We start from the raw sequence: 6,625 nt of genomic DNA on the forward strand, positions 1-6,625 counted from the left end.
AATCATGGCTTTTGGTGACAGTGAAAATGATGTTGAAATGCTTGAAATGGCTGGAATTGCCTATGCGATGGAAAATGCTGATGATAAAGCCAAAGCTGTTGCGACGGCTCTAGCGCCAGCCAATAGCCAAGGAGGAGTTTATCAAGTATTGGAAAACTGGTTAGAAAAAGGAGAATGAAGTGGCAATACAGTTATTAGAAAATTGGCTCCTTAAGGAACAAGAAAAAATCCAAACCAAGTATCGTCATCTAAATCAGGTTTCAGTTGTAGAGCCAGATATTCTCTTTATTGGGGATTCCATTGTCGAATATTATCCTCTGCAGGAGTTGTTTGGTACTTCAAAGACGATTGTCAATCGAGGCATTCGAGGGTATCAGACAGGGCTGTTATTAGAAAATCTAGATGCGCATCTGTACGGTGGAGCAGTAGATAAGATTGTCCTTTTGATTGGGACAAATGATATTGGAAAAGATGTGCCTGTGAATGAGGCTCTCAATAATCTCGAAGCTATCATTCAATCCATTGTTCGCGACTATCCATTGACAGAAATGAAATTGCTTTCTATTTTGCCAGTTAATGAAGGCGAGGAGTACAAGCAGACAGTCTATATCCGCTCGAATGAAAAAATTCAGAAATGGAATCAAGCCTATCAAGAGCTTGCCTCTACCTATATGCAGGTAGAATTTGTGCCAGTTTTTGATAGTTTGACAGACCAAGCAGGCCAACTCAAAAAAGAATATACAACTGATGGACTGCACCTTAGTGTTACTGGTTATCAGGTTTTGACAAAAGCCTTGAAAGACTATCTTGTGTAGTTAGTTGATTTCCTTTTTGCATTTTTGAGTTAGATGAGGTATAATGGTTCTATTGTCTTTTGGGGTCGTTACGGATTCGACAGGCATTATGAGGCATATTTTGCGACTCGTGTGGCGACGTAAACGCTCAGTTAAATATAACTGCAAAAAATAACACTTCTTACGCTCTAGCTGCCTAAAAACCAGCAGGCGTGACCCGATTTGGATTGCTCGTGTTCAATGACAGGTCTTATTATTAGCGAGATACGATTGAGTCTTGTCTAGCGGCTTGATAAGAGATTGATAGACTCGCAGTTTCTAGGCTTGAGTTATGTGTCGAGGGACTGTTAACATAATACATAACCTATGGTTGTAGACAAATATGTTGGCAGGTGTTTGGACGTGGGTTCGACTCCCACCGGCTCCATTATTCCTTTGCATTTTTTTGCATTCCTTGGTAAAACGTTGTTAAATCAACGTTTTTTATTTTTATCTTTGGTATTCCTTAGTATTCTTTTGCGAAAAAGGGTACAACAAAGGAATCACAAATAGACCCTATTTTTAAAAAAGCGATAAAAAAAGATACAACATTTGTTGCATCCAAAAAATAATTTTTCTTTTTCACGGAAGACATGGGATTCGAACCCACGCACGCTGTTACACGCCTACCGCGTTTCCAACACGGCCTCTTAAGCCTCTTGAGTAATCTTCCAATACTTACTCCAATAGTCTACCATAAAGGCTCTTATCTTGCAATAAAAATTCTGGAAATAAGAAAAATGATAGAATTTGAAAGAAAATGATAAAAGATGCTTGACTTTGAAATAAAGTATGATAGAATGAATAGTGTAAACAATAACAGGAGGTGATTCGGTGTTAAAAACAGAGCGGAAGCAACTGATTTTAGAGGAGTTGAATCAACATCATGTAGTTTCTCTAGAGAAATTAGTTAGTTTGCTAGAGACCTCAGAGTCAACGGTTCGAAGAGACTTGGATGAATTGGAAGCAGAAAACAAGCTTCGTCGCGTGCATGGTGGAGCAGAATTGCCTCATTCCTTGCAGGAAGAAGAAACCATTCAAGAAAAATCTGTCAAAAACCTTCAAGAGAAGAAGTTGCTGGCTCAGAAAGCAGCCTCTCTCATCAAGGAACAAGATGTCATCTTTATCGATGCTGGAACAACAACTGCTTTTTTGATTCATGAATTGGTCAATAAGAATATTACTGTTGTGACCAACTCCATTCACCATGCCGCTCAGTTGGTTGAAAAGCAGATTCCAACTGTCATAGTTGGAGGAAGTGTCAAGATGGCGACAGATGCGAGCATCGGGGGCGTTGCTCTCAACCAGATTAACCAATTGCACTTTGACCGTGCCTTTATTGGGATGAATGGTGTGGACGATGGCTATTATACGACTCCTGATATGGAGGAGGGGGCTGTTAAGCGTGCTATTTTAGAGAATGCCAAACAGACCTATGTCTTGGTCGATTCGTCAAAAATTGGACAAACTTGCTTTGCCAAGGTAGCACCACTCAATCGAGCTATTGTTATCACAAGTCAAGGGCATGAGCTCTTGCAGGCTATTAAGGAGAAAACGGAGGTAATAGAAGTATGATTTATACAGTCACACTCAATCCATCCATTGACTATATCGTTCGTTTGGACCAAGTCCAAGTCGGTAGTGTCAATCGTATGGACAGTGATGATAAGTTTGCTGGTGGGAAAGGAATCAATGTCAGTCGTGTCTTGAAACGCTTGGATATTCCAAATACAGCGACTGGATTTATCGGTGGCTTTACTGGTAAATTTATCACAGATACTTTGGCTGATGAAGAAATCGAGACACGTTTTGTCCAAGTGGCAGAAGATACTCGTATCAATGTTAAAATCAAAGCAGACCAAGAAACAGAAATCAACGGAACGGGTCCAAATGTGGAACCAGCTCAGCTAGAAGAATTGAAAGCTATTTTATCTAGTCTGACAGCAGAAGATACGGTGGTGTTTGCGGGTTCAAGTGCTAAAAATCTGGGCAATGTCATTTACAAGGATTTGATTGCCTTGACCCGTCAGACGGGTGCGCAAGTCGTTTGTGATTTTGAAGGACAGACCTTGATTGATAGTTTGGACTATCAGCCACTTTTAGTCAAACCAAATAATCATGAACTTGGAGCGATTTTTGGGGTTAAACTCGAAAGTTTAGATGAAATTGAGAACTATGCTCGTGAGTTACTGGCTAAAGGTGCTCAAAACGTCATTATCTCTATGGCTGGGGACGGTGCCCTTCTTGTCACATGTGAGGGAGCTTACTTTGCTAAACCAATCAAAGGAACAGTGAAAAATTCAGTTGGAGCCGGTGACTCTATGGTTGCTGGATTTACAGGTGAATTTGTCAAATACAAAAGATGCAGTAGAAGCCTTACAAATGGGGAGTGGCTTGTGGAACGGCAACCACCTTCTCAGATGACTTGGCAACAGCAGAATTTATTAAAGAAACATATGAAAAAGTTGAGGTAGAAAAACGATGAAAATTCAAGACCTATTGAGAAAAGATGTCATGTTGCTGGATTTGCAGGCGACTGAAAAAACAGCTGTCATTGAAGAGATGATTAAAAGCTTGACAGACCACGGTTATGTGACAGATTTTGAAACCTTTAAAGAAGGCATTTTGGCGCGTGAAGCTTTGACTTCTACTGGTTTGGGTGACGGAATTGCTATGCCACACAGCAAGAACTCTGCTGTAAAAGAAGCGACAGTTCTCTTTGCTAAGTCAAACAAAGGTGTTGACTACGAGAGCTTGGATGGACAAGCAACTGACCTCTTCTTTATGATTGCAGCTCCAGAAGGTGCCAATGATACTCACTTGGCTGCCTTGGCAGAATTGTCTCAATACTTGATGAAAGACGGTTTTGCTGACAAACTTCGTCAAGTAACATCAGCTGACCAAGTCATTGAACTCTTTGACCAAGCTTCAGAAAAAGCTGAGGAGCCAGTTCAAGCACCTGCTAATGACTCTGATGACTTTATCGTGGCTGTTACAGCTTGTACAACAGGTATTGCTCACACTTACATGGCCCAAGAAGCACTTCAAAAAGTGGCTGCTGAAATGGGTGTTGGAATTAAGGTCGAAACCAACGGTGCTAGCGGTGTTGGAAATCAACTAACTGCTGAGGACATCCGTAAGGCTAAAGCTGTTATCATCGCAGCAGACAAGGCCGTTGAAATGGATCGTTTCGATGGCAAACCATTGATCAATCGTCCAGTTGCTGACGGTATCCGTAAGACGGAAGAATTGATTAAGTTGGCTCTTTCAGGAGATGCGGAAGTCTACCGTGCCGCTAATGGAGCAAAAGTTGCAACAGCCTCTAACGAAAAACAAAGCCTTGGTGGTGCCTTCTACAAACACTTGATGAGTGGTGTATCTCAAATGTTGCCATTTGTTATTGGCGGTGGTATCATGATTGCCCTTGCCTTCTTGATTGACGGTGCTTTGGGTGTTCCAAATGAAAATCTTGGTAATCTTGGTTCCTATCATGAGTTAGCTTCTATGTTCATGAAAATTGGTGGAGCTGCCTTTGGTTTGATGCTTCCAGTCTTTGCAGGCTATGTTGCCTACTCTATCGCTGAAAAACCAGGTTTGGTAGCAGGTTTCGTGGCTGGTGCTATTGCCAAAGAAGGTTTTGCCTTTGGTAAAATTCCTTATGCCGCAGGTGGTGAAGCAACTTCAACTCTTGCAGGTGTCTCATCTGGTTTCCTAGGTGCCCTTGTTGGTGGATTTATCGCAGGTGCTTTAGTGCTTGCTATCAAGAAATACGTTAAAGTTCCTCGTTCACTTGAAGGTGCAAAATCAATTCTTCTCTTGCCACTTCTTGGAACAATCTTGACTGGATTTGTCATGCTAGCTGTGAATATCCCAATGGCCGCAATCAACACTGCTATGAATGACTTCCTAGGAGGTCTTGGAGGCGGTTCAGCTGTCCTTCTCGGTATCGTCCTTGGTGGAATGATGGCTGTCGATATGGGTGGACCAGTTAACAAAGCTGCCTATGTCTTTGGTACAGGTACGCTTGCAGCGACTGTTTCTTCAGGTGGTTCTGTAGCCATGGCAGCAGTTATGGCTGGAGGAATGGTGCCACCACTTGCAATCTTTGTCGCAACTCTTCTTTTCAAAGATAAATTTACTAAAGAAGAACGCAACTCTGGTTTGACAAACATCATCATGGGCTTGTCATTCATCACTGAGGGAGCAATTCCATTTGGTGCCGCTGACCCAGCTCGTGCGATTCCAAGTTTCATTCTTGGTTCAGCAGTAGCAGGTGGACTTGTTGGTCTTACTGGTATCAAACTCATGGCGCCACACGGAGGAATCTTCGTTATCGCCCTTACTTCAAATGCTCTTCTTTACCTCGTTTCTGTCTTAGTAGGAGCAATTGTAAGTGGAGTGGTCTATGGTTACCTACGTAAACTCCAAGCATAAAAAATAGATATAAAATGAAAAGATTGGACCGTTTGGTGCAGTCTTTTTCTCTTTCCGAAATGCCTGTGAAATATGGTATAATAGAAGAATGGCAAACAAGAATACAAGTAAAACAAGACGGAGACCGTCTAAAGCAGAACTCGAAAGAAAAGAAGCGATTCAACGAATGTTGATTTCATTAGGAATCGCGATTTTATTGGTTTTTGCAGCTTTTAAATTAGGGGCTGCGGGTATAACTCTTTACAATTTAATTCGCTTGCTGGTGGGGAGCCTAGCTTATCTGGCAATATTTGCTCTCTTAATTTATCTCTTCTTTTTCAAGTGGATACGAAAACAGGAAGGACTCTTATCAGGATTTTTCACCATATTTGCTGGCTTGCTCTTGATTTTTGAGGCCTACTTAGTTTGGAAATATGGTTTGGATAAGTCGGTTTTAAAAGGAACCATGGCTCAGATTGTGACGGATTTGACTGGCTTTCGAACGACCAGTTTTGCTGGAGGGGGCTTGATTGGGGTCGCTCTTTATATTCCAACCGCCTTTCTCTTTTCAAATATCGGCACTTACTTTATTGGTTCTATCTTGATTTTAGTGGGTGCCCTCCTAGTCAGTCCTTGGTCTGTTTATGATATTGCTGAATTTTTCAGTAGAGGATTTGTTAAATGGCGAGAAGGGCATGAGCGTCGAAAAGAGGAACGCTTTGTCAAACAAGAAGAAAAAGCTCGCCAAAAGGCTGAGGAAGAGGCTAGATTAGAACAAGAAAAGGCTGAAAAAGTCTTACTCGATTTGCCTTCTGTTGATATGGAAACGGGTGAAATTCTGACTGATGATGTTGTGCTTGACATTCCTCCTGTTCCAGAAGAAGAGTGGGTGGAACCAGAAATCATCCTGCCTCAACCAGAGCTTGAATTCCCTGAGCAGGAAGAAGGCTCAGATGACGAAGATGTTCAGGTTGATTTTTCAGCCAAAGAAGCCCTCGAATACAAACTTCCAAGCTTACAACTCTTTGCCCCAGATAAACCAAAAGACCAGTCTAAAGAGAAGAAAATCGTTCGTGAAAATATCAAAATCCTTGAAGAAACCTTTGCTAGCTTTGGTATCAAGGTAACGGTTGAACGGGCCGAAATTGGGCCATCAGTGACCAAGTATGAAGTCAAGCCTGCAGTGGGTGTAAGGGTCAACCGCATTTCCAATCTCGCAGATGACCTCGCTCTAGCCTTGGCAGCCAAGGATGTCCGAATCGAAGCACCTATCCCAGGGAAATCTTTAGTCGGAATCGAAGTTCCTAACTCTGAGATTGCGACTGTATCCTTCCGCGAACTATGGGAACAATCTCAAACGAAAGCAGAAAATCTCTTGG

The 6,625-nt window shown here is 42.0% G+C and carries 5 protein-coding genes, 1 tRNA gene, 1 other RNA gene and 1 pseudogene; 7 read left to right on the forward strand and 1 reads right to left on the reverse strand.

Annotated elements, in window-relative coordinates; translation table 11 throughout:
* The 3 genes from SMIDD26_RS12590 to ssrA all read left to right on the forward strand — a co-directional run.
* A partial coding sequence (locus SMIDD26_RS12590; protein ID WP_246746897.1) for an HAD family hydrolase occupies positions 1-178 on the forward strand: 178 nt, incomplete at its 5' end.
* A 1-nt stretch (position 179) separates the two neighbouring features.
* On the forward strand, positions 180-815 hold the full coding sequence (locus tag SMIDD26_RS02855) for an SGNH/GDSL hydrolase family protein (RefSeq protein ID WP_061438842.1): 636 nt from the start codon (positions 180-182) through the stop codon (positions 813-815).
* A gap of 61 nt (positions 816-876) precedes the next feature.
* Positions 877-1,224: a transfer-messenger RNA gene (gene ssrA / locus SMIDD26_RS02860) on the forward strand.
* 194 nt (positions 1,225-1,418) lie between these two features.
* Here ssrA and SMIDD26_RS02865 read toward each other — a convergent pair.
* Positions 1,419-1,506: transfer RNA gene (locus SMIDD26_RS02865), tRNA-Ser, on the reverse strand.
* Between the two features lie 161 nt (positions 1,507-1,667).
* Here SMIDD26_RS02865 and SMIDD26_RS02870 point away from each other — a divergent pair.
* The 4 genes and pseudogenes from SMIDD26_RS02870 to SMIDD26_RS13570 form a co-directional block, all read left to right on the forward strand.
* Positions 1,668-2,408, forward strand: a complete 741-nt coding sequence (locus SMIDD26_RS02870; RefSeq protein WP_061438843.1) for a DeoR/GlpR family DNA-binding transcription regulator — start codon at positions 1,668-1,670, stop codon at positions 2,406-2,408.
* A pseudogene (gene pfkB, locus SMIDD26_RS02875) lies at positions 2,405-3,318 on the forward strand (1-phosphofructokinase). Before SMIDD26_RS02870 ends, pfkB begins: the two are co-directional and overlap by 4 nt.
* A complete protein-coding gene (locus SMIDD26_RS02880; protein ID WP_061438844.1) occupies positions 3,315-5,267 on the forward strand; it encodes a fructose-specific PTS transporter subunit EIIC in 1,953 nt (650 codons plus the stop codon). The pseudogene pfkB and the gene SMIDD26_RS02880 overlap by 4 nt, the downstream one beginning before the upstream one ends.
* An 88-nt stretch (positions 5,268-5,355) precedes the next feature.
* The coding region (locus tag SMIDD26_RS13570; RefSeq protein ID WP_134990146.1) for a DNA translocase FtsK at positions 5,356-6,625 on the forward strand (1,270 nt) is incomplete at its 3' end.

The organism is Streptococcus mitis, from assembly GCF_001579035.1.
Taxonomy (GTDB): Bacteria; Bacillota; Bacilli; order Lactobacillales; family Streptococcaceae; genus Streptococcus; species Streptococcus mitis_J.